The organism is Methylobacillus pratensis (assembly GCF_054072455.1).
Genome location: NZ_JBSUSR010000004.1, coordinates 84762 through 108070, shown reverse-complemented (window position 1 = coordinate 108070; position 23309 = coordinate 84762). Strand labels below are relative to the sequence as shown.

Below are 23309 nucleotides of genomic sequence, written 5' to 3'. Positions count from 1 at the left end.
GTCATGTTAGAACCAACAAGCAGTAAAGCAGAGAGCCAGTCGCAACCGGTTCCATCAGGGGCAGCGCAAGGTGAAAGCAGCGAGTTCCTCGCGTTTACGCTGGGCAGCGAGGAGTACGGGATCGATATCCTCAAGGTGCAGGAGATTCGCGGTTACGAGAGCGTGACCCGGATCGTCAACGCGCCGGAATTCATCAAGGGCGTGATCAACCTGCGCGGCATCATTGTCCCGATCGTGGACATGCGCATCAGGTTCAACCTGGGCACGCCTACCTACGACCAGTTCACGGTCGTCATCATCCTCAATATCAACGGGCGCGTGACCGGGATCGTGGTGGACAGCGTTTCCGACGTCACGACGCTGAGCGCGCAGCAGATCAAGCCAGCGCCGGAAATGGGCTCCATTCTCAGCACCGACTACCTGATTGGCCTGGGAACGCTGGATGACCGCATGTTGATCCTGGTCGATATCGATAAGTTGATGACCAGTTCGGAAATGGGCTTGGTCGACCATATCGTTGCCGACGCTTAACCACCAGATAACGATAAAAACAGACATATTGAACTCGAAGGGCGGAGATTAGAAATGAAGCTACTGAATCCATTGATGAATTACATGTATGGTCAGAGGATCACCAAGCGCCTCGTGATCGGTTTTGGATCCCTGCTGGTGCTGCTGGCGGCGATTGTTATCCTCAGTTTTGTGCTGATGACATCCATGAATAACCGTACGGACGCGATTGTCGCGGAATCGGCGACCAAGCAGACATTGCTGAACGACTGGAAGCTGTATACCAGCATGAACATCATCAATGCTGCGGCTTATATCAAAAACCGCAGCCAGAGCCAGGAAGCATACTTCCTCGAGAGAATGAGTGAAAACTCTCAAGAGGTGGACAAGCTGCAGGCGCAGGCTCTCGAACTAATGAAGGGCGACGAGTACCAGCCCCTGTTGCAGAAGATCAGCAAGGCGCGCGAGGAGTACCGCAACGTGCGCAGCGAAGCCTTCAAGATACGGGTCGCGTTGAACGTGCGTGCGGCCGCGCTCGAGAACTGGCTGACCAACGAGCAGGTGAGCCTGGAGGAAAAGCGTAATGTCAGCAATAAGCTGGCCGCCGATGAAAAGGCATATTACGAGAGTGTCGACGGCAATTTCCAGGCTGCCCGCGACGCTTATCAGGGCGCGATGAACGAGATTTTGCAGTATGAGCGCGACCGGGCGTTGGAATTGGCGACGGCCAACAAGAGCGCCAGCATCCAGGGTCGCACCTTGGTGATCGTGCTGGGCTTGTTGGCCATCCTGATGGGCGTGGTGTTCGCGAGAGTGATTACGGTATCCATCATCGAGCCGATCAATTACGGCATCCGCGTGATCGGCCGTGTTTCCAAGGGTGATCTGGCGCCGCGCCAGAATGACCTGCTCGACATGATCAATGAAAACGCTTCCGATGAGCCTGGTAAGCTGCTGGTTGGCATCCGCTTCATGATCCAGGAGCTGCGCAAGCTGGTGACGGAAGTGCGCGGCAGTACAGACACGATGCTGGTCGCGACCAGCGAGATTTCCTCCGGCAATGCCGACCTCTCCTCGCGTACCGAGTCGCAGGCTTCCAGCCTGGAGGAAACCGCCAGCTCCATGGAAGAACTGACTTCCACCGTACGCCAGAATGCCGACAACGCAAGGCAGGCCAACCAGCTGGTGATCACCGCTTCGGAATCCGCGGTACGTGGCGGGCAAGTGGTCGACCAGGTCGTCAACACCATGGGCTCGATCAAGGAAAGCTCGCGCAAGATTGTCGACATCATCGGCGTCATCGACGGTATTGCCTTCCAGACCAATATCCTCGCATTGAATGCCGCGGTTGAAGCGGCACGGGCAGGCGAGCAGGGACGCGGGTTCGCGGTAGTGGCGAGCGAGGTGCGCAATCTTGCCCAGCGTTCCGCGGCGGCGGCCAAGGAAATCAAGGGCCTGATCGGAGACTCCGTCGAGAAGGTTGATATCGGCAACAAGCTGGTGGATCAAGCCGGTACCACGATGAGCGAAATCGTGAGCTCGGTTCAACGCGTGGCCGACATCATGGGCGAGATCACCTCAGCCAGCCAGGAACAAAGCTCCGGCATCGAGCAGGTGAACATTGCCATCGGGCAGATGGACGAAATGACTCAGCAGAATGCCGCCCTGGTTGAGCAGGCGGCGGCAGCGGCAGAAAGTCTTGAGGAACAGGCGCAGAAACTGTCCTCCACGGTCAGCGTATTCAAGATCAGCTAAAAATAAAATACTTGTTTTGATTAAAAGGCAGAAAAACGCAAACAGGGTGGTTGCATTGCCATCCTGACAATAGGAGAAAAAGTAACATGCGTATCAACATGCCTGTGACAACGAATGAGTATTTGCTGCAGGACGGCCAGTCGATTCTGTCGACGACCGACCTGCAGGGAAAAATCACTTATATAAACCAGGATTTCATCGAGGTAAGCGGCTTTACGGAAGAAGAGCTGATTGGCGCGCCTCACAACCTGGTGCGTCATCCGGACATGCCCTCCGAAGCTTTTGCCGACATGTGGGCGACGCTGAAAGCCGGATTGCCCTGGACGGGGATGGTCAAGAACCGGCGCAAAAATGGTGACTATTACTGGGTGTTGGCGAATGCCACGCCCATGCGCCAGAACGGCAGTGTCGTGGGATATATGTCTGTACGCGTCAAACCCACGCGCCAGCAAGTCGAGCAGGCCTCGCGGATTTATGCCAGCCTGCGCGAAAACAAGCGCCATGGCCTCAAGCTGTACCGTGGCGAGGTCCTGAAAACAGATTTAATCTCGCGGGTAAGAAGAGCAATGCAAATGACATTGAAAACAAGAGTGACCGTGACAACAATCGCCATCATTCTGGCGATGATTGTCGTCATAGCGGCGGCGCTCGGCGGGCTGGGTGTCGGCTTCGTGATCGGTGGTGCCTTGGTTGCCATCGTGGCGACCGTGGGGCTTGCCATGTCGCTTTCCGCCTCGGTGATCAAGCCGCTGCGCGAAGCGACCGACATCGCCAATTCGCTCGCGAGCGGCGATCTTTCGCATAAGTTCAGCAGCAGCAAGACGGACGAGACCGGCATGCTGTTGCGGGCGCTCAACCAGATGAATGTCAACATCGTCGCCATGATCTCCGACATCCGTACCAATATGCAGCGCATCAATATAGGGGTGAGCGAGATCGCCAAGGGCAACAACGATCTCTCTGCGCGTACCGAATCCCAGGCCAGCTCGCTGGAGGAAACCGCCAGTTCCATGGAAGAGCTGGCTTCCACCGTGAAGCAGAATGCCGACAATGCGCGCCAGGCCAACCAACTGGTGATATCCGCCTCCAGCGTCGCTGCCCGCGGCGGCGAGGTGATTGGCGAGGCCAGGGACAGGATGCGCCTGATCAGCGAGTCTGCCAACAAGATTTCAGACATCATCGGCGTGATCGACGGCATCGCCTTCCAAACCAATATCCTGGCATTGAATGCCGCGGTCGAGGCGGCCCGTGCCGGCGAGCAGGGGCGCGGGTTTGCCGTGGTCGCTGCGGAGGTGCGCAACCTGGCCCACCGTTCCGCGGCGGCAGCCAAGGAAATCAAGGGGTTGATTTCCGACTCGGTCGAGCGGGTCGAGGCGGGCGTGGTGTTTGTCGACCAGGCCGGCACGACGATGACGGAAATCGTGGCTTCGGTGCGCAGCGTCACCGATATCATGGGGGAAATATCGGCAGCCTCTACCGAGCAGAGTTCAGGCATCGACCAAGTGAACCACGCGGTCAACGACATGGACGAGGTCACCCAGCGCAATGCCGCGCTGGTCGAAGAGTCTGCCGCTGCGGCGGAGGCGTTGAAGCGGGATGTATTGCAGCTGGAGCGTGCCGCCAGCGTATTCAAGCTGGGCAACGGCAGGGATACGGTGCTGGAGCAACAGCCCGCGGTTCAGGCTAAAGCATCCGCGCCGGCACCTGCCAGGCCCAAGGCCGAGCTTGCGCCAAGCGCTCCCGTAAAGCCAAAAGCGGCTGCCGCAGCACATGATGCAAAAACAAAAACCAAAGGCGTTGCGGCACAAGCAGCGCCTGCGCCCAAATCCGCAATACCTAAGAAAGTGATTGGGCCGGATCTTTCCAGCGACGAATGGGAAGAGTTCTGATCGCGCAAGCGCATACGCAGAGGAATGTGTAATTGAATTCAAGCACAGTGAGCAAATCAAGTGCGGGCAAGGAGTTTGATTTTACAGAAGCGGATTTTGCCCGCGTACGCAAGCTGATCTATCAGGCGGCTGGCATTTCGCTGTCGGACTCCAAGCACGAGATGGTCTACAGCCGTCTTGCAAGGCGCTTGCGCGCGACCGGCATATCCAGCTTCCAGCATTACCTGGACGTGCTGGAAAGCGGTTCCGGCTCTGATGAGTGGGAAGCCTTTACCAATGCGCTCACTACCAACCTGACATCATTCTTTCGCGAACACCACCATTTCCCCATCCTCGCGGAACATCTCCGCAAGGCGGCGCAGCCTATTTCCATCTGGTGCTGCGCGAGTTCCACCGGCGAGGAGCCGTACAGCCTCGCGATTACCGCTTGCGAAGCCTTCGGCACGCTGCGCCCCCCAGTCGAGATCATTGCCACCGATATTGACACCAACGTGCTGGCAACAGCTGCCGCCGGCATATATACCTATGACCGCATCGAGAAATTGCCCATAGAGCAGAAGAAGAAATTCTTCTTGCGCGGAACCGGCAAGCAGCAGGGCTTGGTTCGGGTGCGCGATGATTTGCGCAAGCTGATCAGCTTCAGGCCCTTGAACCTGCTGAGCAACAGCTGGCCTGTCAGCGGGCCGTTCGATGCGATCTTCTGCCGCAATGTCATGATCTATTTCGACAAGCCGACACAAGCGACGATTCTCAAGCGCTTTGCCCCGTTGATGAAGCGCGACGGGCTATTGTTCGCCGGGCATTCGGAAAATTTTCTTTATGCCACTGACGCATTCAAGCTATTGGGCAAGACGGTATACACCCTCGACCAGCGTGGAGGCTGAACATGGCCAGCCCGATAGAAGAGCAGTTGGCCACCAACCTGTATTTCGACAAGACCTTCAATTGCGAGGCGGCCAAGATTTTGCCTGGGGAGTATTACACGACCAACCAGGACATCGTGATCGTGACGGTGCTGGGTTCATGCGTATCCGCATGTATCCGCGACAGGGTCTCCGGCATAGGCGGCATGAATCATTTCATGTTGCCGGAGAGCAGCCCCGCGGATGCCAATAACCCGGTGTCGGAGTCGGCCCGGTACGGTACTTACGCCATGGAAGTGTTGATCAACCAGCTATTAAAGAACGGCGCGCGCCGGGAGAACCTGGAAGCCAAGATTTTTGGCGGAGGCAACGTGTTGAGCGGCTTCACCGCCATCAATATCGGCGAGAAGAATGCGGCATTTGTACGCAAATATCTGCGCGACGAAAATATCCGCGTGGTCGGCGAGGACCTGAACGACGTCTATCCCCGCAAAGTGTATTTCTTCCCCAAAACCGGGCGCGTATTGGTGAAGAAGCTGAAGCAGATGCATAACAATACCTTGATCACGCGTGAAGAGAGCTACGCCAAGAAGCTCAACACGAACAAGGTGGCGGGCGATGTGGAATTGTTTTGAGTTCAGGCTCCAAGGTGGTGGCTGGGAGGAGACCAGATGCCAAGTGATAGTTAAATAAAAAGGCAATGTCATGACCATAAAAGTTCTTATCATCGACGATTCAGCGCTGATCCGCAGCCTATTGACGGAGATCATCAACCAACAGCCGGATCTCGAAGTGGTGGGTGCGGCTCCCGACCCGTTGATCGCGCGGGAAATGATCAAGCAAAAGAATCCTGACGTGCTGACGCTGGATGTGGAAATGCCCAAAATGGACGGGCTGGATTTTCTCGAGCGCCTCATGCGGCTGCGCCCGACGCCGGTGGTGATGATTTCCTCGCTGACCGAGCGCGGCTCAGAAATCACCATGCGCGCGATGGAGCTGGGCGCGGTGGATTTCATTACCAAGCCGAAAATGTCGATTGCCAGCGGCATGCATGAATACAGCGAGATGATTGCGGACAAGATACGCGCCGCTTCCAGGGCGCGCCTGATTGCCAGGAAACCGCTCACGCCGGCGGCAGACGGCGCCGGCTTGCCTTCGGTCGGCAACCCTCTCATCAGCAGCGAGAAGCTCATCATCGTCGGTGCCTCCACGGGCGGCACGGAGGCGATCAAGTCCTTCCTGATGCAGATGCCGTCCGACTGTCCCGGCATCCTGATCACGCAGCACATGCCCGCAGGCTTTACGCAATCCTTTGCCAATCGCCTGAATACCTTGTGCAAAATCTCGGTGCAGGAGGCGAAGGGCGGCGAGCGCGTCCTGCCTGGCCATGCGTATATCGCCCCTGGGCATTCGCACCTATTGCTGGCGCGTAGCGGCGCCAATTACGTGACGCAGCTGGATGACGGCCCGCCAGTGAGCCGGCACCGTCCTTCAGTGGATGTCTTGTTCAGTTCTGCCGCTAGCAATGCGGGCAAGAATGCGATTGGTGTTATTCTCACGGGCATGGGCAAGGATGGTGCCGACGGCATGCTGAAGATGAAGCAGGCCGGGGCCTACAATTTTGCGCAGGACGAGGCGAGCTGCGTCGTCTTCGGCATGCCCAAGGAAGCAATTGCCATGGGCGGGGTGGACGAGGTGAGCTCATTGTATGATATGCCTGGCAAAGTGCTGCAATACCTTGCAGCCAACAGCGCGCGGGCATTGCGTGTTTAATATGGAAGTGCCGCAGCATGATCGACCGGCATTTCCGGCAATACAAATAAAAGTTGAAATGGAGTAACAAATGGCAAATCCCAATACCAAATTTCTGGTGGTCGATGACTTTTCGACCATGCGGCGTATTGTGCGTAACCTGCTCAAGGAGCTGGGTTACAACAATGTCGATGAGGCTGAGGATGGCGTCATGGCCCTGGCCAAGTTGAGGAGCGGAAACTTCGACTTCGTGGTATCCGACTGGAACATGCCCAATATGGACGGGTTGACCATGTTGCAGCAGATACGCGCCGACCCGGCGCTGTCATCGCTGCCGGTATTGATGGTGACCGCCGAAGCGAAAAAGGAAAACATCATTGCGGCTGCCCAGGCAGGCGCCAATGGCTACGTGGTGAAGCCGTTCACCGCTGCGACATTGGATGAGAAGCTCAGTAAAATTTTTGAGAAGCTTGAAAAATCAGGGGGCTGATAATGAGTAACCCACTTCAAAACGTAGAACCCGTCCAAGGCGAAGCCGAGAATATGCAATCCCAGCATGATGAAATGCTGCACCGCATCGGCCTGATGACCAGGAACCTGCATGAAAGCCTGCGCGGACTCGGCTTCGACAAGCTGCTCGAGCAGGCGGCGCACGGAATACCTGATGCCAGGGATAGGCTCAATTACGTAGCGCGCATGACCGAGCAGGCGGCGGAGCGCGTATTGAATGCGACCGACATTGCGACGCCGTTGCAGGATGAGTTGAACCAGCAGGCCGTCAGTCTGGAAGAGCGTTGGAAAAGCATCCTGGCCGTGCCTTCGCTCAAGAAGGATTATGACCAGGTGGCCGACGAGACGGTGGCGTTCCTCACCAAGACGGTAAGCCATACCGATGCGACCAAGGCGCAATTGCTCGACATCATGATGGCGCAGGATTTCCAGGACCTGACTGGGCAAGTGATCAAGAAAATCACTGAGCTTGCGCAGGAAATAGAACAGCAACTGGTGCAGGTGCTCATCGACTTCTCCCCAGGCACAGGGGGGAAAAAGGAAGACAACAGCCTCATGAACGGCCCGCAGATCAATCCTGATACCGCCATCGACGTGGTCGCGAACCAGGAGCAGGTGGATGATTTGCTCGACAGCCTCGGTTTTTGAGCCGCTGGCATCCGATGGCGATGGACGGCTAGTCCGATTGGCCTATTGTCCGCCAATTAAGGATGAGCGACCATGCGTACCCAAGAGCAGTACAAAATAAAATGTGCAAAAAAGCACGCAGTACATCACATTTTCCAGGGGAGCTTCCGCGTTATACGCATAGAAGCGACAAGTTGCGCTTAACCTAATGGTAAATGACAATCGAGAGGTGGGGAGGCTGTGGAGATCACGGCCTTTTTAGTACGTGCCGTGATTGAAGGCACTGCTATTTGCGGAACTTGGCGACGGCCTGTGCGCGATTCAGCACATTGAGTTTTTTGAAGATGCGTTGCAAATGGTTTTTGACAGTGAAGGCGCTGATGTCGAGGATCATGCCGATTTCCTGATTGGTCTTGCCTTTGGTGACCCAGTCCATGATTTCCAGCTCGCGGCCGGAAAGAATGTTCAGGCTTTCATCCTTGGGCTCGGGTTCGACCTTGACGGGTGTCGGCTGCTGTTCAGGCAAATGCTCGATCTGCCGCAACGCACTGTCGATGTAAGGCAGTAGCGCTTCCAGCATGGGGCGCGAGGCCGGAGGAAAACTCAAGTTGGAGCTGAGCAACACATAAAGGCAATCGTGCCGGCCACGGTGATCCTTGATGGCATGCACCAACGCCGATTTCATGTTTTTTAAGTAATAGCTTGATTCTACGTTCGAGAACTCGCAGTCGTGCAAGATATTGTCGGCTGCGGCAAGCGTAAAGGGGGCCTTGGCATGGTTCAGCCAATAGTTGAACAAGTTCTGCAGGAACTTATTGATTTCGTGGCTGGCAATCTTGTCGGAGCGGATGCCAGGCAGGGGCGAGACAACATTGAAGTATATGACTCCAAGTGAAAAATCTCCCCAAGCCGTGATCATGATCTCATGCGGAAGGAAAATCTGCAGTTTCCCCTGCATCCAGAGAAAAAGCTCGAAGTGCGAGCGAATTCTCAAAGATTCGTGCATTAGCTCAATTAACTGGCTTTTCTCGATATCGTTTAAGTTTTTATTTAAGGACATGCGCTCGGTTATAATTTACTAAGCAATTCAGGTCTAATTTTTTGTGTCATATATATACTCTTGCATTATTATGACGCAAATAGCTTGAGTATGAGAGTTTTTGAGAGCATTTATCTATTAATTTCCATAAATATTTTACGGTTAATTAATAAATTCCTTTAAATCTAAGGACAAAAATTACATGTATCCTGATTTGGTGCATCTGGGCGGGGCCGATAAATACGTAGAAGAAATCCTTGAAATCGTCAATACGATCAAGCTGTTTGGCGATTTCACCGATGAAGAAGTGCGTTATTTGTGCTCTTACATGCAATGCTATGCTGCGCCCAGGGACTGTCAATTGCTGACCGAAGGCGATCCGGGCGATTACCTGCTCCTGATCCTCACGGGCGAAGTCAATGTCATCAAGGACATTCCGAATAAAGGCATCCAGACCATAGCCCAGGTTGGCGCCGGCGCGATTATCGGCGAAATGTCCATGATCGACGGCATGCCGCGTTCAGCCAGCTGCGTCGCCAGCTTGCCCACGGACTTTGCGGTGTTGACCAGGGAAGCGCTCTATCAGTTGTTGGCCAATATGCCAAAGCTGGGTAACAAGGTGCTGGTAAGGTTGCTGCAATTGCTCACGGCGAGGTTCCGCGAAACCTCCGACAGATTCCTGCCGAAAACTTTGGGCGAGCTGGTCTGACCGGGCAATGTCAATGTAAGGACTAGGCCGCTGGCGTTGAAAAGCGCGTCGAAGAATAAAGCCATCGAAATCCCGCTATGCGGGATTTTTTTCGCCTAGCAAAAATAGTAAATCTTCACCTTCACCCATGAATAGCGTCATCAATCCTGGACGCTATTCTCAAGATTCGCTTGCCAGTTAAATTGGCAGTTTTACGCGGTGGCGCAAGAATCAATTTTGACTCAAGCCTGCATAGCAAAAGCAGGTATTCACACTATGTCATCAGGCATTTCTACCAGGCGATTCCGGCAAATCGATCCATCCAAGCCCTATGGCCGTATCTTCTCGCCATTACATTAAAATAAATTTGTCAAATAAATTAACATTTTATATAGTAAATAATATGCATTAATAGTAAAAATGGATTGTGTGCGATAAGTCGATACGGGAGGAAAGGCTGGCATGTCCAATGGCGATGAATTCGTCTTAACCCATAATGCCAAGTATGTCATCGAGAAGAATTTCAAGGGTGTAGATATATTTTCTCTTTATTTGGAAGCTAAAGTGCTGGGCAAGAAAAGCAAGGTCAAGCGCCAAATACGTGAATTCGCCAGGGTGCGCGATATTGCATTGATGCTAAACGGCTTCAAGGGCAGGTATTTCAAAGCCACGTCATGCGGCGTGGTGTTTGTCATGGCTGTTCCCGAGATATGCATCACTATTTTCAGGTTGAAAGACCGGCAGCATATTGGCAATAGATTTGCCAATTCAAAAGACCAATCACAGTTGCCCTGAGGGAAAACGTTGGGTTCGAGTCGATGATCGTTGCTTGCAACCGGGGTCAAGCTCGAGACTAATTTGATTAAATTATTGTTTTTAAGGAGAGCCCGCCAATTTTGGCAGTGTTGCGGAGAGCAACAGGAGAGGCAGAAAAACAAAAGGCTTGCAAATATGCAAGCCTTGGTATGATTGGTGGGGCATGTAGGGGTCGAACCTACGACAAACGGATTAAGAGTCCGCTGCTCTACCAACTGAGCTAATGCCCCAATCGAGAAGCGAGATTATGCGTGGGTTTCGAGCCGATGTCAACTTGAAAGTGAGTAGTTAATCGAGTAAGTTAGCTGCTTGCATTAAACCTTAACCACCCCCGAAAGTATATTGCATGGCAATTCATATCATTACCACTCAACCGTTCAGCGACCAACGGCCGGGAACCTCAGGCTTGCGCAAACGGGTCACGGTTTTTCAGCAGCCGCATTACCTTGAAAATTTCGTACAAAGCGTGTTCGACGCGGTCAAGGCGCCTGTCGGCGCGTCATTGGTTGTTGGAGGGGACGGGCGTTTCTATAACGTCGAGGCGATACAGATTATCCTCAAGATGGCCGCTGCCAATGGCATCGGGCGCGTATTGGTCGGCAGGAACGGCATCTTGTCCACGCCGGCAGCTTCCTGTGTAATCCGCAAATATAAGACGTTCGGCGGCATCATCTTGTCGGCAAGCCATAATCCCGGGGGGCCGCAGGGCGATTTCGGCATCAAGTTCAACTCGGCCAATGGCGGGCCTGCGCCGGAAAAAGTGACGGAAGCGATTTTTGCGCGCAGCAAGGAATTAGTGCAGTACAAGATCGTGGATGCGCCGGACGTGGCGCTGGACGTCGTGGGGGAAACCGAGCTGGCCGGGATGAAGGTCGAGGTCATCGATTCCGTCAGCGATTATGTCGACTTGATGGCGACATTGTTCGACTTCGATGCCATTCGCAAGTTGCTGGCTAGCGGCTTCCGTTTGCGTTTTGATGCCATGCATGCCGTGACTGGGCCTTATGCGCGTGCCATTCTGGTCGACCGGCTCGGCGCTCCACCGGATGCTGTGATGAATGCCGAGCCGTTGCCTGATTTTGGCGGCGGCCATCCCGACCCTAACTTGACCTATGCGCATGACCTGGTCGAGATCATGTATGGCGATGACGCGCCGGATTTCGGTGCGGCGTCGGATGGCGACGGGGACCGCAACATGATCCTGGGCAAGCGTTTCTTCGTGACGCCTTCAGACAGCCTGGCCTTGATTGCCGCCGATGCGCGGCTGGTGCCGGGATATGCGCAAGGAATTGCCGGCGTCGCACGTTCCATGCCGACCAGCGCAGCGGTGGACCGCGTGGCGCAGGAGCTGGATATCCCCTGTTTCGAGACGCCGACCGGCTGGAAATTCTTCGGTAACCTGATGGATGCGGGCAAGGTGACATTGTGCGGCGAGGAAAGCTTCGGCACCGGGTCGGACCATGTGCGCGAGAAGGACGGCCTGTGGGCAGTACTGTTCTGGCTCAATATCCTCGCGATCAAGCGCCAGTCGGTGGAAACCATCGTCAAGCGCCACTGGGCGAGGTTTGGCCGCAATGTCTATTCGCGCCATGACTACGAGGAGCTGCCCAGCGATGCCGCCAACGGCTTGATCGAGCATATCCGCGCCCAGTTTGCGTCGTTACCCGGGAAAACCCTGGGCCGCTATACCGTGAAGACATGCGACGACTTCAGCTATACCGATTCCGTCGATGGCAGTGTGAGTGAAAAGCAGGGCATACGCATCTTGTTCGAGGACGGTTCGCGTATTGTGTTTCGCCTCTCGGGCACAGGCACCGCTGGCGCAACGCTGCGTATCTATCTTGAGTCTTTCGAGCCGGATGCCTCCAAGCATGATCAGGATGCGCAGGATGCCCTGGCGGAGCTGATCGCGATTGCCGAGCAAATCTCCGAGCTGAAGCAGCGCACAGGGCGAGAACAACCTACCGTCATTACCTAATGCCGTATCTTGCGGTCCCGACCGACAGATTGATGTTGAGGCAATGGCGTGAGGCGGATCTTGCGCCATTTGCTTTACTTAATGCCGACCCTGAAGTCATGGCGTATTTTCCTGGCACTCTGGATAGTCAGCAGAGCGACGCCATGGCAAGGCGTTGCGCCAGTTTGATCGAAGAACGCGGCTGGGGCCTATGGGCAGTGGAGGAGAAGCTCAGCCATAGTTTCATCGGTTTTGTGGGCTTGCATATCCCGGCCCATGATTTACCTTTCCAACCTTGTGTCGAAATCGGTTGGCGCTTGGCGCGGACGTATTGGGGACAAGGGTACGCCTTCGAGGCTGCGCAGGCTGCCTTGAGTATCGGGTTTGTAGAATTGGGGCTGGAGGAGATCGTGGCATTTGCCACTGCGGGAAATCGCCGCTCCATCGCGTTGATGGAGCGCCTCTCCATGCAGCAGGATATCGCAGGAAGCTTTGATCATCCCGCCGTTGCCGATATTCCGAGGTTAAGGCCTCATCTGTTATACCGCCTGAGGCTTCAGCAATGGCGGCAGGCGCAAGGCGCGCCTGCTATTCCTCAACCTGCGTAATCGTCATCTTGCCCTGGAACAGGCGTACGTCCATGCGCGCCAGGAACGACATCCCTAGCAGCACGTCGCCATCCAATCCAGGGGCAATCACCGCAGCGACATTCTGCGCCTTGACGCCGCCCAGCTGTACGGATTGCAGCCGGGTCATATAGGCCACGGTGTCGCCATTGGCGGTGGAGGTGCGGATCGCCTGGTTGCTTTGCAACTGCAGGCGTTCGGCAATGCGTTGCGAGATGGCAACGCCGGTGGCGCCGGTGTCCACCAGCACATTGACCACGACGCCGTTGATGAGCGCCTCGGCACGGTAATGTCCATCCATCCCACGCTGCAGGGTGACGCTGGGCGCGTCACCCAGGATGCCGACGCGGTTCGGGTTGATGGCGCGGTCTGCCAGGTGGTAGACGCCGCCCGCCAATGCCAGCCAGACGATCCACCATAGCAGCCGCGAGTTGCTCATGCTTAGAAGGGCAGCCTGGCGTCAGGTGCGGCAGCAAGGATGACGCTGCGGAATTGCTCCTGGATGCGCTTGAGCGCTTCCGCGTTGTCAGCCTCGAAGCGCAGCACGATCACCGGCGTGGTGTTGGAAGGGCGCATGAGGCCGAAACCGTCGCTGTATTCCACGCGCAGCCCGTCGATGGTGATGACTTCCTCGGCGCCTTCGAACTTGGCGCTGGCCTGCAACTGGCTGATGAGCTGGTGCGGCTCGCCTTCCTTCATGTTGATATGCTGTTCCGGCGTGCTGACGCTGTCCGGCAACGCATTGAGCACGGCGGATGGATCATCGAACTGGCTGAGGATTTCCAGCAGGCGCGCGCCGGAATACAAGCCGTCGTCGAAGCCGTACCAGCGCTCCTTGAAGAACACGTGGCCGCTCATTTCGCCAGCCAGCGCGGCACCGGTTTCTTTCATCTTGGCCTTGACCAGCGAGTGCCCGGTTTTCCACATCAGCGGCTCGCCGCCGCGCTGCTTGATCCAGGGAGCCAGGTTGCGGGTGGATTTGACGTCGTAAATGATGGTGGCCTGGGGATTGCGCTTGAGCACATCCTCGGCAAATAACAACAACTGGCGATCCGGGTAGATGATGCTGCCATCCTTGGTGACCACGCCGAGACGGTCGCCGTCGCCATCGAAAGCGAAGCCGATTTCGGATTGGCCTGTCAGCAGGTTCTCAATCAAGTCCTTGAGGTTTTCCGGCACGGACGGGTCGGGATGGTGATTGGGGAAATGCCCGTCCACTTCGCAGAACAGCTCTTCCACTTCGCAACCGAGCGCGCGGTAAAGCTTGCCTGCAAATGCGCCGGGCACGCCGTTGCCGCAATCCACGGTGAGTTTGAGCGGGCGCTTGAGCTTGATGTCGGAGGCGATGCGGTCGATATATTCAGGGGCGATGTCGTAGCTGCTTTCCGTACCGTTGCCATGCGTGAAGTCGTTGTTGTCGATGCGTGCGCGCAGCTTTTGAATGGTGTCGCCGGACAAGGTCTCGCCCGCCACGACCATTTTCAGGCCGTTGTATTCGGGCGGGTTGTGGCTGCCGGTGACCATGACGCCGGAACCGGTATCCAGGTGGTAGGCGGCGAAATACACCATGGGGGTGGCTACCAGCCCTAGGTTGATCACATTGAGGCCGCTCTTGCGGATGCCGCGCGAAAGCGCTGCGGCAAGCTCGGGGCCGGAAAGGCGGCCGTCGTAGCCAATGCAGATGGTTTTCTGCTCGCGCAACGCGGCTTCGCTGCCGATCGCATGGCCGATGGATTCTACAATGTCCGGGGTCAGGGTTTTGCCGACGATGCCGCGGATATCGTAAGCCTTGAAGATTTCTTTTGGTGCTGTCATGGAGTGCTTTTGATGAGTGGTAAAGATGCTTGAATTGTGGGTTATTCCGCTTCTTCTATCCATGCCATCTGGATGGCTTCCAGAATGCGCTCGCCGCATTTTTCCGGTTCGTCGTCGAAATCATCCAGATCAAGTATCCAGTCGTAGAGGTCGGTGAATCTTAGCGTTTTTGGATCCACGTCAGGATATTTGTCGTATAGCTCTTCAGCGATTCGCTGGCTGTCAGTCCATTTCATCATGTTTCCTTTCTTAGCTATGCCAGTCCAAGCTGGCACCTGCAATCGTTAAATATGCTTGGCACGCACATATTGCTCCGGCCATACAACATCGGTGCGCAATTCCTTGGCCGCATGCAGCGGCCAATGCGGGTCGCTCAGCAGTTTGCGCGCGAGCATGACGACGTCGGCCTGGCCTGTGACCAGGGTATGCTCGGCTTGCAATGCTGATGTAATCAGGCCCACCGCGCCAGTGGCAATGCCTGCCTCGTGGCGGATACGTTGTGCGAACTCGGTCTGGTAGCCGGGCCCGGCGGGAATCTTGGCATCCAGGACCAGGCCGCCGCTGGAGCAGTCTATCAGGTCGATGCCGATGTCCTTGAACCATTTGGCAAACTGTATCGATTGCTCGATGTCCCACCCACCCTCCACCCAGTCGGTCGCGGAAATACGCACGAAGACAGGCTTGTCCTGCGGCCATAATCCGCGCAAGTCGCGCGCGATATTGAGCGCTAGGCGGCAGCGGTTTTCCAGGCTGCCGCCGTATTCGTCCTCACGACGGTTCGACAAAGGAGAAAGAAACTCGTGCAACAGATAGCCGTGGGCACAATGCAACTCTAATACTTCAAAGCCTGCTTCCAGCGCGCGTTCGGCTGCTGCATGGAATTGTGCTGCGATCTGCTGGATTTCCTCACGGCTGAGGGCGCGGGGCGTGCCATGCTCAGACGTGACGGGAAGCGCGGAGGGCGCCACGGTCTGCCAGCCGCCTTGTTCCGGGCTGAGGAATTTGCCATCGCGCCAGGGCACGTCGCATGATGCCTTGCGTCCGGCATGGGCGATCTGGATCGCGGGAACGGCGCCTTGCTGCTTGATGAATTCCACGATGGGCTTGAACGCCTGGGTATGCGCATCGGACCACAACCCGAGGCAGGAAGGGGTGATGCGGCCTTCGGGTGCAACCGCTGTCGCCTCGGCGATGACCAGGCCCGCGCCGCCTACGGCCAGGCCGCCAAGGTGAACCAGGTGCCAATGGTTGGCAATGCCATCTTCGGCGGAGTACTGGCACATGGGCGAGACGAAAATACGGTTCTTGATTTCAGTCTCGCGGAAACGGATTGGGGTAAATAGTTTGGCCATGCGTGAATCCTGCCTATGTGCTGAAAATGGGGATGTCGGCAATCCGGGGGCGCCATTCGGCAGGGCCGGAGTCATGCACGGAGTGCCCCTGGCTGTCCACGGCCACGGTCACTGGCATGTCTTCCACCGTGAATTCGTAGATGGCTTCCATGCCCAGGTCGGCAAAAGCGACGACGCGCGATGCCTTGATGGCCTGCGAGATCAAGTAGGCCGCGCCGCCAATGGCAATCAGGTAGACCGATTTGTGCCGCTTGATCGCCTGCACGGTGGCTTCGCCGCGTTCGGCCTTGCCTATCATGCCGAGCAAGCCGGTCTTGGTCAGCATGGTTTCCGTGAAGCGGTCCATGCGCGTCGCGGTGGTGGGGCCCGCCGGGCCGATGATCTCGTCCCCCACCGGGTCGACCGGGCCGACGTAGTAGATGAAGCGGTTGGTGAAATCCAGGCCTTCCGGCATGGGTTCGCCGCGCGCGATTAGGTCGACGATGCGCTTGTGGGCGGCATCGCGGCCGGTGAGCAACTTGCCCGAGAGCAGCAGTTTCTCGCCCGGCTGCCATTGCGTGATGTCGTCAGGCGTCAGCGTATCCAGGTTGACGCGGCGCATGGGCGTGCTGGCATCCAGCGCAATCTGCGGCCAGTCTTCGAGCTTGGGCACAGGCAGCCGGGCCGGGCCGCTGCCATCCAGCGTAAAGTGCACATGGCGGGTGGCCGCGCAATTGGGAATGATGGCGACCGGCAATGAAGTCGCGTGGGTCGGGGCCTCGAGTATCTTCACGTCCAGTACGGTGGTGAGGCCGCCGAGGCCTTGGGCGCCGATGCCGAGTCGGTTGACCTTCTCGTAGATTTCGAGGCGCAGTTCCTCCGCGCGCGTCTGCGGCCCGCGCGCCTTTAATGCCTGGATGTCGATGGAGGCGAACAGGGATTGCTTGGCGAGCAGCACAGCTTTTTCCGCCGTGCCGCCGATGCCGATGCCGAGTACACCGGGCGGGCACCAGCCGGCACCCATGTCCGGCACGGTCTTGAGCACCCATTCCACGATGTCGTCGGAAGGTTCCAGCATGGCGAGCTTGGATTTGTTTTCCGAACCGCCGCCCTTGGCGGCGATATGGATGTCGACCGTGTCGCCGGGCACCATCTCGACATGCACGACAGACGGCGTGTTGTCGCGGGTATTGAGGCGTTTGCCCGCCGGGTCGCGCACGATGGAGGCACGCAGGCGGTTATCCGGGTCAAGATAGGCGCGGCGTACGCCTTCGTCCACCATTTCCTGCAAGCTCATGCTGGCCTGCCATTGCACGTTCATGCCGATGGAAACAAAGGCCACGACGATGCCGGTATCCTGGCACAGCGGGCGTTGCCCCTGTGCGCAGAGGTAGGAGTTGATGAGAATCTGCGCCATGGCATCGCGCGCTGCCGGGGAAGGCTCGCGTTGCCATGCATCGTGCATGGCCGCGAGAAAGTCCGGCGAATGGTAGCAGGCAATGTATTGCAACGCCTGGTGGATGCTGTCGATGAAGTCTTCTTGGCGGATGAAGGCCATGATGCGGAATTCGATATGAATATTAGGTAGAGATTATACCTGACCGGGGGGAAAAGGCCGCCAGCAACATCAGACGAAGAGGCTGCCGGCGGAGAGAGAGTGTGATGAGATGGGAATACATCTCAGGATGATCGTAGCAATCGATGTGCCAATTGTTAATTTATTTATATTTCAATTGGTTAAATATTTTATTGCTGAGCGGTCCGGCTGTATTGGTGCAAGTGGTGGTTGCAAGTTGGCTGCAGGCAGGCAATGAATCATTTTCATTGGCTGTGAATCTGTTTCAAAGCTGTTGTGCAATGAACATGTTAAAATCCCGCCTATTCATTTTCATCCCCGAGATATAGAACATGTTTAGCACGGCCAAAAACCTGAGCGTTGTTGATCCCGATCTGTGGAAATATGTAGAAGCCGAGCGTCACCGCCAGGACGAACACATCGAACTGATCGCCTCCGAGAACTACACCAGCCCTGCCGTCATGCAGGCGCAGGGTTCGCAACTGACCAACAAGTATGCAGAGGGTTATCCGGGCAAGCGTTTCTATGGCGGCTGTGAGTTCGTTGACGGCGTCGAGCAATTGGCGATCGACCGCCTGAAGAAGCTGTTCGGCGCAGAATACGCCAACGTGCAGCCGCATTCCGGCTCCCAGGCCAACCAGGCCGTGTATTTCTCCATCCTCAAGCCCGGCGACACCGTCATGGGCATGAACCTGGGCCACGGCGGCCACTTGACGCACGGCTCCCCGGCCAACCTGTCCGGCAAGCTGTTCAATATCGTGCCTTACGGTCTCAATGACAAGGAAGAGATCGACTACGACGAAATGGAGCGCATTGCACTGGAGTGCAAGCCAAAGCTGCTGATCGGCGGCGCTTCCGCTTACGCGCTGCGTTTCGACTGGGCGCGCATGGCCGAAATTGCCAAGAAGGTCGGCGCCTATTTCATGGTGGATATGGCGCACTATGCCGGCTTGATCGCGGCTGGCGTCTATCCCAACCCGGTTCCGCATGCTGACTTCGTTACCTCCACAACGCACAAGACCTTGCGCGGCCCGCGCGGCGGTCTGATCATGGCCAAGGCCGAGTTCGAGAAGTCGCTCAATTCCAGCGTGTTCCCAAGCCTGCAGGGCGGTCCGCTCATGCATGTGATCGCGGGCAAGGCGGTCGCCTTCCTCGAAGCGGCGCAGCCAGAATTCAAGGCTTACCAGGAGCAGGTGTTGAAGAACGCCGACACCATGGCCAAGACCCTGGCTTCGCGCGGCTTGCGCATCATCTCCGGCGGCACGCAGTCTCACGTGTTCCTGGTCGACCTGCGTCCTAAGGGCTTGACCGGCAAGGCCGCCGATGCCTACCTCGGCCAGGCGCATATCACCGTGAACAAGAACGCAATCCCGAACGACCCGGAAAGTCCGTTCGTCACTTCCGGCATACGCATTGGTTCGCCAGCGATCACCACGCGCGGTTTCAAGGAAGTGGAAGCCGCCGAAGTGGCCAACCTGATTGCCGATATCCTGGATAACCCAACTGACGAGTCGGTGATCGCCGCGACCAAGGCCAAGGTGCATGCCTTGACTTCGCGCTTCCCGGTATACGGCGCTTAGCGCGACTAACAAAACTCTCCTGGCGTTGTTGTGGTGCCTGTCGTACGACTTGTACTGTCTGCGGCAGAGCGCCTAGCCAGGAGCGCTACGTTGCGTTCTGTTAACGGGCTTGTACATCACTCATACAGAACGTGCCTTGCCGTAGGTGAAGGCTTTCTTCTTTAAATTGTAAGAATTGCGGGGCAGAATTACTCGATGAAATGTCCGTTTTGCGGTGCCGACGATACGCAAGTGATCGATTCCCGTGTCAACGAGGAAGGGGATTCCATTCGCCGCCGCCGGCGGTGCAATGCCTGCGACAAGCGTTTCACCACCTATGAAACGGCGGAACTGCATTTGCCGCAGGTGGTGAAGCAGAACGGCAACCGCGAGGAATTCAACCGGGATAAACTGCGCTTGTCTTTCACACGCGCCTTGCACAAGCGCCCGGTGCCGACCGAATACGTGGACAGGGCGCTCGAGCATATCGTGCAGAAAATTCTCGCCAAGGGCGAACGCGAGATCATTGCGCGCGATCTTGGCGAAATCGTCATGCAGGAATTGAAGGCTATCGACAAGGTGGCTTATATCCGTTTCGCGTCGGTTTACCGCAGCTTTCAGGATGTTGATGATTTCAGCGATGTGATTCGCGACCTGGATTGATTGCAGGGCTGGCGACAAGCCAGCAGCCTGAGTGAAAAGCACCGCTACCAGTGATCTGGGGCGGTGCTTTTTTATTTGGTATTGACTGGTGATAGTTGGGGTGGGTGCATCCTTGATTATTAATGGCGGGAGAATGCATTTCGCTTGGCCGGGTGAGCTCCTTTTCTTTATTAAGGGCGAGCGCAGCGAAGCCAAGTCGCCGTTGACTTTCCTCCCGTCTGGCTGCGCCGAGTAGCGCAGCTTTTAATGGAAACAGGACTGGCGTCTGTCTGAGCGCAGCGAGTTCAGCCAGTCCCCATTAAAAGCGAGCAACACAGGTTGCCCGGAACAACGTTCCGGGTCGCAGACAATCGGGTCGCCTTTTGGCTCCGCCGAAACTTCGTTTTCTTTCGTATCTTTCTTTTGGCGAAGCAAAAGAAAGATACTCGCCCGGCGAGGCGAAACCCATCCTCTCGCTAATCACAATATGGATGCAGACTAAAAACCGTTGAGTTTGATGGGGTTGAAGATTGGGGCTTGGATAGTGAATTAAGCAACCATGGTCTTGACCACTATCGCAGGTGATTGAACCATTGCCTTTCGCTTGTCAGCGAGTCCCTTTATTTTGCTTCGCCAAAATAAAGGAACCAAACAAAAGGCGACCCCGGAGTCTGCGCCGGGAGCAAGCTCCCGGTCCCCTGCGTTGCTCAATCTGTCTGGGCGCTTGCTGAACTCGCTACGCTCAAACAGACGCAAGCGCTTTTTCCAGACAGATTTGCGCTACTCGGCGCAGCCAGACGGGGAATCCAAACCCAAGGTCAAAAGCAACAGCGACTTGGCATCGCTACGCTCGCCCTTGGGTTTGTGGCGGGCAGGCACGCTGGCTATTAAGGACTAAACACTGCTGTTCTCTGCTTGTCTCCCGCCCTTGCCAGCACTTATCATGACAGCATGAACGCCTTTATTTCCCCGGAATTTTCCGCCAGCGACCATCAGTATATGAATCTTGCCTTGCGCGAGGCGGAGCGTGGTTTGTACGGCACCAGCCCCAACCCGCGCGTTGGCTGCGTGATCGTCAAGGATGGCAGGGTGGTCGGACATGGCGCGCATCTCAGGGCGGGCGAGCCGCATGCGGAAGTGCATGCCTTGAGGATGGCCGGGGAGCAGGCGGCAGGCGCCGACGCCTACGTTACCTTGGAGCCGTGCAGTCATTTTGGGCGTACGCCGCCATGTGCCGATGCCTTGGTCAAGGCGGGCGTCAGGCGCGTAGTCGCCGCCATGCAGGATCCTAATCCGGTGGTGTCGGGCAACGGGCTGAGGCGCTTGGCCGAACATGGCATCGAGGTTGCTTCCGGCTTGCTCGAACATGAAGCCAGGGCATTGAATGCCGGGTTCATTTCGCGCATGACCAGGCAACGCCCCTGGGTGCGCAGCAAGATCGCCGCCAGCCTGGATGGCAAGACCGGCCTGAGCAACGGGCAGAGCAAATGGATCACCGGGCCTTCGGCCCGCCAGCATGTACAGCAATGGCGGGCGCAATCCTGCGCGATACTCACTGGCGTCGGCACCGTGCTTGCCGACGATCCGCTGCTAACCGTGCGGGATGAAGGGCTTCTGCAGGCGCGGCATGGCGTCCAGCCCTGGCGCGTGATCGTCGATAGCCAATTGCGCACCCCGCCCTCTGCTGCAACGCTGTCGGCCGGCCGGGTGCTGGTCGCCCATGCGACAAGCCTGCCCGCGCAGGAAAAGGACTTGCGTGATGCCGGTGCCGAATTGGTAGCTCTACCTGGCCAGGCAGGGCGGGTAGACCTCGAGGGCCTGCTGCAAGCCTTGGCCCAGCGGCAGATCAACGAAGTGATGGTGGAGGCGGGCGCGGTGTTGAATGGCGGCCTGCTGCATGCCGGGCTGATTGACGAGTTGCTGCTGTATTACGCGCCGGTGCTGCTGGGCGCGGAGGCGCGCGATATGTTCGCCATGCCTGCGCTGCAGGACATGCAGCAGAAAATTCAATTGCAGATGCTGGATTCGCGCCAGGTGGGTGCAGACTGGTTCGTGCGCGCCAAGCCTGTGAAGTGACGGCGGGGCTCATGCTGATCGATACCCACTGTCACCTGGATGCGCCCGAGTTCGACCATGACCGTGCAGAGATGGTGCAGGCTGCTTTGCAGGCGGGAGTCGGCATCATCGTGGTTCCCGCGGTCGTGCGCAGCAATTTCGTTGCGGTGCAGGAGCTTGCAGCGCGTTACCCGGGCTGTGCCATGGCACTGGGCATACATCCTTTATTCGTCGACCAGTCGCAACCGCAAGACCTGGAAATCCTGGCAGGGGAAATCGCGAGCAACCGCGACCATGTGGTAGCCGTGGGAGAAATCGGCCTGGATTTCTTCATCGAGCATTACGATCGCGAGCGCCAGGAGTTTTACTTCGTCGAGCAGCTCAAGCTGGCGCGGGAATACGACCTGCCGGTGCTGCTGCATGTCAGGCGCTCTGTGGACCAGGTATTGAAGCAGGTGCGGCGGTTCAAGGTGCGGGGCATTGCCCATGCGTTCAACGGCAGCTTGCAGCAGGCGCAGGAATTCATCAAGCTGGGCTTCAAGCTGGGGTTCGGTGGCGCCATGACCTATGACCGCGCGCTCAAGATACGCCACTTGGCGCAGGCGTTGCCGCTGGAAAACATCGTGCTGGAAACCGATGCGCCTGACATTCCTCCTTCATGGCTGGGTCATCATGGACGCAACCAGCCGGATCAGCTTGTGCGGATTGCCCAGGTGCTCGCGGAAATCAGGCGCGAAGATGTCGAATCGATCATGAAAAAAACCACTCAAAATGCACTTGACATTTTGCCCGGGCTGGCGAATTTATACACACCACCTCAAGTGATACTTTAAAGCCTGTTAAAAAATGTTAACAATCCAATGGCTTACAATAAACCATTGATTTTAAATAGTTAATAAATAAGTTCATTTTTTGGGCGATTAAAAAAAACCATTATGGATTGGGAAGTTACACTTTTAAGTCACAGCTATCCACAAAATTATCCACAGAATTTGTGGATAGCTCAGCAGATAGCCAGCAGGCGCAATTTGAAGCAACACGGTTGGCTAAAAGTGGAGAATGCACGACCTGCATTGATGAGTCCAAAATCGGGATTACAAAAAGATGAAATTAAAGTTGCATTTTTACGGCAGATTTAATTTCACTTTTGCTGGATTGATCTATTGCCATAGTTCTTGTCGATCAATTTATGGTCAGTTGTGCACACAAGCTCAAGTATTACTTCAGCTTTTTGCAAGAACCTTAATGAATCCAAAGACATACTAAATTTTATTAAAAATCAATAACTTATTATTTAGT

The 23309-nt window shown here is 56.3% G+C and carries 22 protein-coding genes and 1 tRNA gene; 16 read left to right on the top strand and 7 right to left on the bottom strand.

Going from position 1 to position 23309, the window contains the following annotated elements; all coding sequences use genetic code 11:
• The first annotated feature begins 3 nt into the window (after window positions 1–3).
• The 8 genes from ACW4YW_RS09995 (at window position 4) to cheZ (ending at window position 7927) form a co-directional block, all read left to right on the top strand.
• Entirely contained in the window at window positions 4–531 is a 528-nt protein-coding gene (locus ACW4YW_RS09995) for a chemotaxis protein CheW (RefSeq protein ID WP_457137399.1), read from the top strand.
• A 54-nt stretch (window positions 532–585) separates the two neighbouring features.
• Window positions 586–2265: a methyl-accepting chemotaxis protein gene (locus tag ACW4YW_RS09990; RefSeq protein WP_457137398.1), complete on the top strand. Its 1680-nt coding sequence runs from the start codon at window positions 586–588 to the stop codon at window positions 2263–2265.
• An 86-nt stretch (window positions 2266–2351) separates the two neighbouring features.
• Window positions 2352–4154 (top strand): methyl-accepting chemotaxis protein, encoded by a 1803-nt coding sequence (locus ACW4YW_RS09985; RefSeq protein ID WP_457137397.1) that lies wholly within the window; start codon window positions 2352–2354, stop codon window positions 4152–4154.
• Between the two features lie 47 nt (window positions 4155–4201).
• Window positions 4202–5038: a CheR family methyltransferase gene (locus ACW4YW_RS09980; RefSeq protein ID WP_457137396.1), complete on the top strand. Its 837-nt coding sequence runs from the start codon at window positions 4202–4204 to the stop codon at window positions 5036–5038.
• A 2-nt stretch (window positions 5039–5040) separates the two neighbouring features.
• Entirely contained in the window at window positions 5041–5652 is a 612-nt protein-coding gene (gene cheD, locus ACW4YW_RS09975; protein ID WP_457137395.1) for a chemoreceptor glutamine deamidase CheD, read from the top strand.
• Between the two features lie 70 nt (window positions 5653–5722).
• Window positions 5723–6790, top strand: coding sequence for a protein-glutamate methylesterase/protein-glutamine glutaminase (locus ACW4YW_RS09970; protein ID WP_457137394.1), 1068 nt, complete (start codon window positions 5723–5725; stop codon window positions 6788–6790).
• Between the two features lie 70 nt (window positions 6791–6860).
• Complete coding sequence (cheY, locus tag ACW4YW_RS09965; protein WP_457137393.1) at window positions 6861–7259, top strand: chemotaxis response regulator CheY; 399 nt, start codon at window positions 6861–6863, stop codon at window positions 7257–7259.
• Between the two features lie 2 nt (window positions 7260–7261).
• On the top strand, window positions 7262–7927 hold the full coding sequence (cheZ, locus tag ACW4YW_RS09960) for a protein phosphatase CheZ (protein ID WP_457137392.1): 666 nt from the start codon (window positions 7262–7264) through the stop codon (window positions 7925–7927).
• Window positions 7928–8192: 265 nt separating this feature from the next.
• On the opposite strand, the gene epsA is transcribed toward cheZ, so the two are convergent.
• The gene (epsA, locus tag ACW4YW_RS09955) at window positions 8193–8966 is read right to left on the bottom strand and encodes an XrtB/PEP-CTERM-associated transcriptional regulator EpsA (protein WP_309566509.1); all 774 of its coding nucleotides are present in this window, start codon (window positions 8964–8966) and stop codon (window positions 8193–8195) included.
• Between the two features lie 181 nt (window positions 8967–9147).
• On the opposite strand from epsA, the gene ACW4YW_RS09950 reads away from it, so the two are divergent.
• The gene (locus ACW4YW_RS09950) at window positions 9148–9654 is read left to right on the top strand and encodes a Crp/Fnr family transcriptional regulator (protein ID WP_457137391.1); all 507 of its coding nucleotides are present in this window, start codon (window positions 9148–9150) and stop codon (window positions 9652–9654) included.
• A gap of 441 nt (window positions 9655–10095) precedes the next feature.
• Window positions 10096–10428, top strand: a complete 333-nt coding sequence (locus tag ACW4YW_RS09945) for a hypothetical protein (protein WP_457137390.1) — start codon at window positions 10096–10098, stop codon at window positions 10426–10428.
• A gap of 175 nt (window positions 10429–10603) precedes the next feature.
• Here ACW4YW_RS09945 and ACW4YW_RS09940 read toward each other — a convergent pair.
• Window positions 10604–10679 (bottom strand) — tRNA-Lys (locus tag ACW4YW_RS09940).
• Between the two features lie 116 nt (window positions 10680–10795).
• On the opposite strand from ACW4YW_RS09940, the gene ACW4YW_RS09935 reads away from it, so the two are divergent.
• Window positions 10796–12427: an alpha-D-glucose phosphate-specific phosphoglucomutase gene (locus ACW4YW_RS09935; RefSeq protein WP_457137389.1), complete on the top strand. Its 1632-nt coding sequence runs from the start codon at window positions 10796–10798 to the stop codon at window positions 12425–12427.
• Entirely contained in the window at window positions 12427–13014 is a 588-nt protein-coding gene (locus ACW4YW_RS09930; RefSeq protein ID WP_457137388.1) for a GNAT family N-acetyltransferase, read from the top strand. The genes ACW4YW_RS09935 and ACW4YW_RS09930 overlap by 1 nt, the downstream gene beginning before the upstream one ends.
• Here ACW4YW_RS09930 and ACW4YW_RS09925 read toward each other — a convergent pair.
• The 5 genes from ACW4YW_RS09925 to ACW4YW_RS09905 are packed head-to-tail and all read right to left on the bottom strand — an operon-like array spanning window position 12995 to window position 17736.
• Window positions 12995–13471, bottom strand: a complete 477-nt coding sequence (locus tag ACW4YW_RS09925) for a retropepsin-like aspartic protease family protein (protein WP_457137387.1) — start codon at window positions 13469–13471, stop codon at window positions 12995–12997. The two genes, ACW4YW_RS09930 and ACW4YW_RS09925, sit on opposite strands and share 20 nt — an antisense overlap.
• Before the next feature lie 2 nt (window positions 13472–13473).
• On the bottom strand, window positions 13474–14847 hold the full coding sequence (locus ACW4YW_RS09920) for a phosphomannomutase/phosphoglucomutase (RefSeq protein ID WP_457137386.1): 1374 nt from the start codon (window positions 14845–14847) through the stop codon (window positions 13474–13476).
• Between the two features lie 41 nt (window positions 14848–14888).
• Window positions 14889–15083 (bottom strand): Fe-S cluster assembly protein IscX, encoded by a 195-nt coding sequence (iscX, locus tag ACW4YW_RS09915; protein ID WP_457137568.1) that lies wholly within the window; start codon window positions 15081–15083, stop codon window positions 14889–14891.
• 48 nt (window positions 15084–15131) lie between these two features.
• Complete coding sequence (locus ACW4YW_RS09910; RefSeq protein WP_457137385.1) at window positions 15132–16199, bottom strand: NADH:flavin oxidoreductase/NADH oxidase; 1068 nt, start codon at window positions 16197–16199, stop codon at window positions 15132–15134.
• 13 nt (window positions 16200–16212) lie between these two features.
• Complete coding sequence (locus ACW4YW_RS09905; RefSeq protein ID WP_457137384.1) at window positions 16213–17736, bottom strand: fumarate hydratase; 1524 nt, start codon at window positions 17734–17736, stop codon at window positions 16213–16215.
• Window positions 17737–18086: 350 nt separating this feature from the next.
• On the opposite strand from ACW4YW_RS09905, the gene glyA reads away from it, so the two are divergent.
• The 4 genes from glyA (at window position 18087) to ACW4YW_RS09885 (ending at window position 22843) form a co-directional block, all read left to right on the top strand.
• Entirely contained in the window at window positions 18087–19334 is a 1248-nt protein-coding gene (glyA, locus tag ACW4YW_RS09900; RefSeq protein ID WP_457137383.1) for a serine hydroxymethyltransferase, read from the top strand.
• Between the two features lie 195 nt (window positions 19335–19529).
• Window positions 19530–19976: a transcriptional regulator NrdR gene (gene nrdR, locus ACW4YW_RS09895; protein WP_230341323.1), complete on the top strand. Its 447-nt coding sequence runs from the start codon at window positions 19530–19532 to the stop codon at window positions 19974–19976.
• Window positions 19977–20906: 930 nt separating this feature from the next.
• Window positions 20907–22031: a bifunctional diaminohydroxyphosphoribosylaminopyrimidine deaminase/5-amino-6-(5-phosphoribosylamino)uracil reductase RibD gene (gene ribD / locus ACW4YW_RS09890; protein WP_457137382.1), complete on the top strand. Its 1125-nt coding sequence runs from the start codon at window positions 20907–20909 to the stop codon at window positions 22029–22031.
• Between the two features lie 11 nt (window positions 22032–22042).
• On the top strand, window positions 22043–22843 hold the full coding sequence (locus tag ACW4YW_RS09885) for a TatD family hydrolase (RefSeq protein ID WP_457137381.1): 801 nt from the start codon (window positions 22043–22045) through the stop codon (window positions 22841–22843).
• Window positions 22844–23309 lie beyond the last annotated feature (466 nt).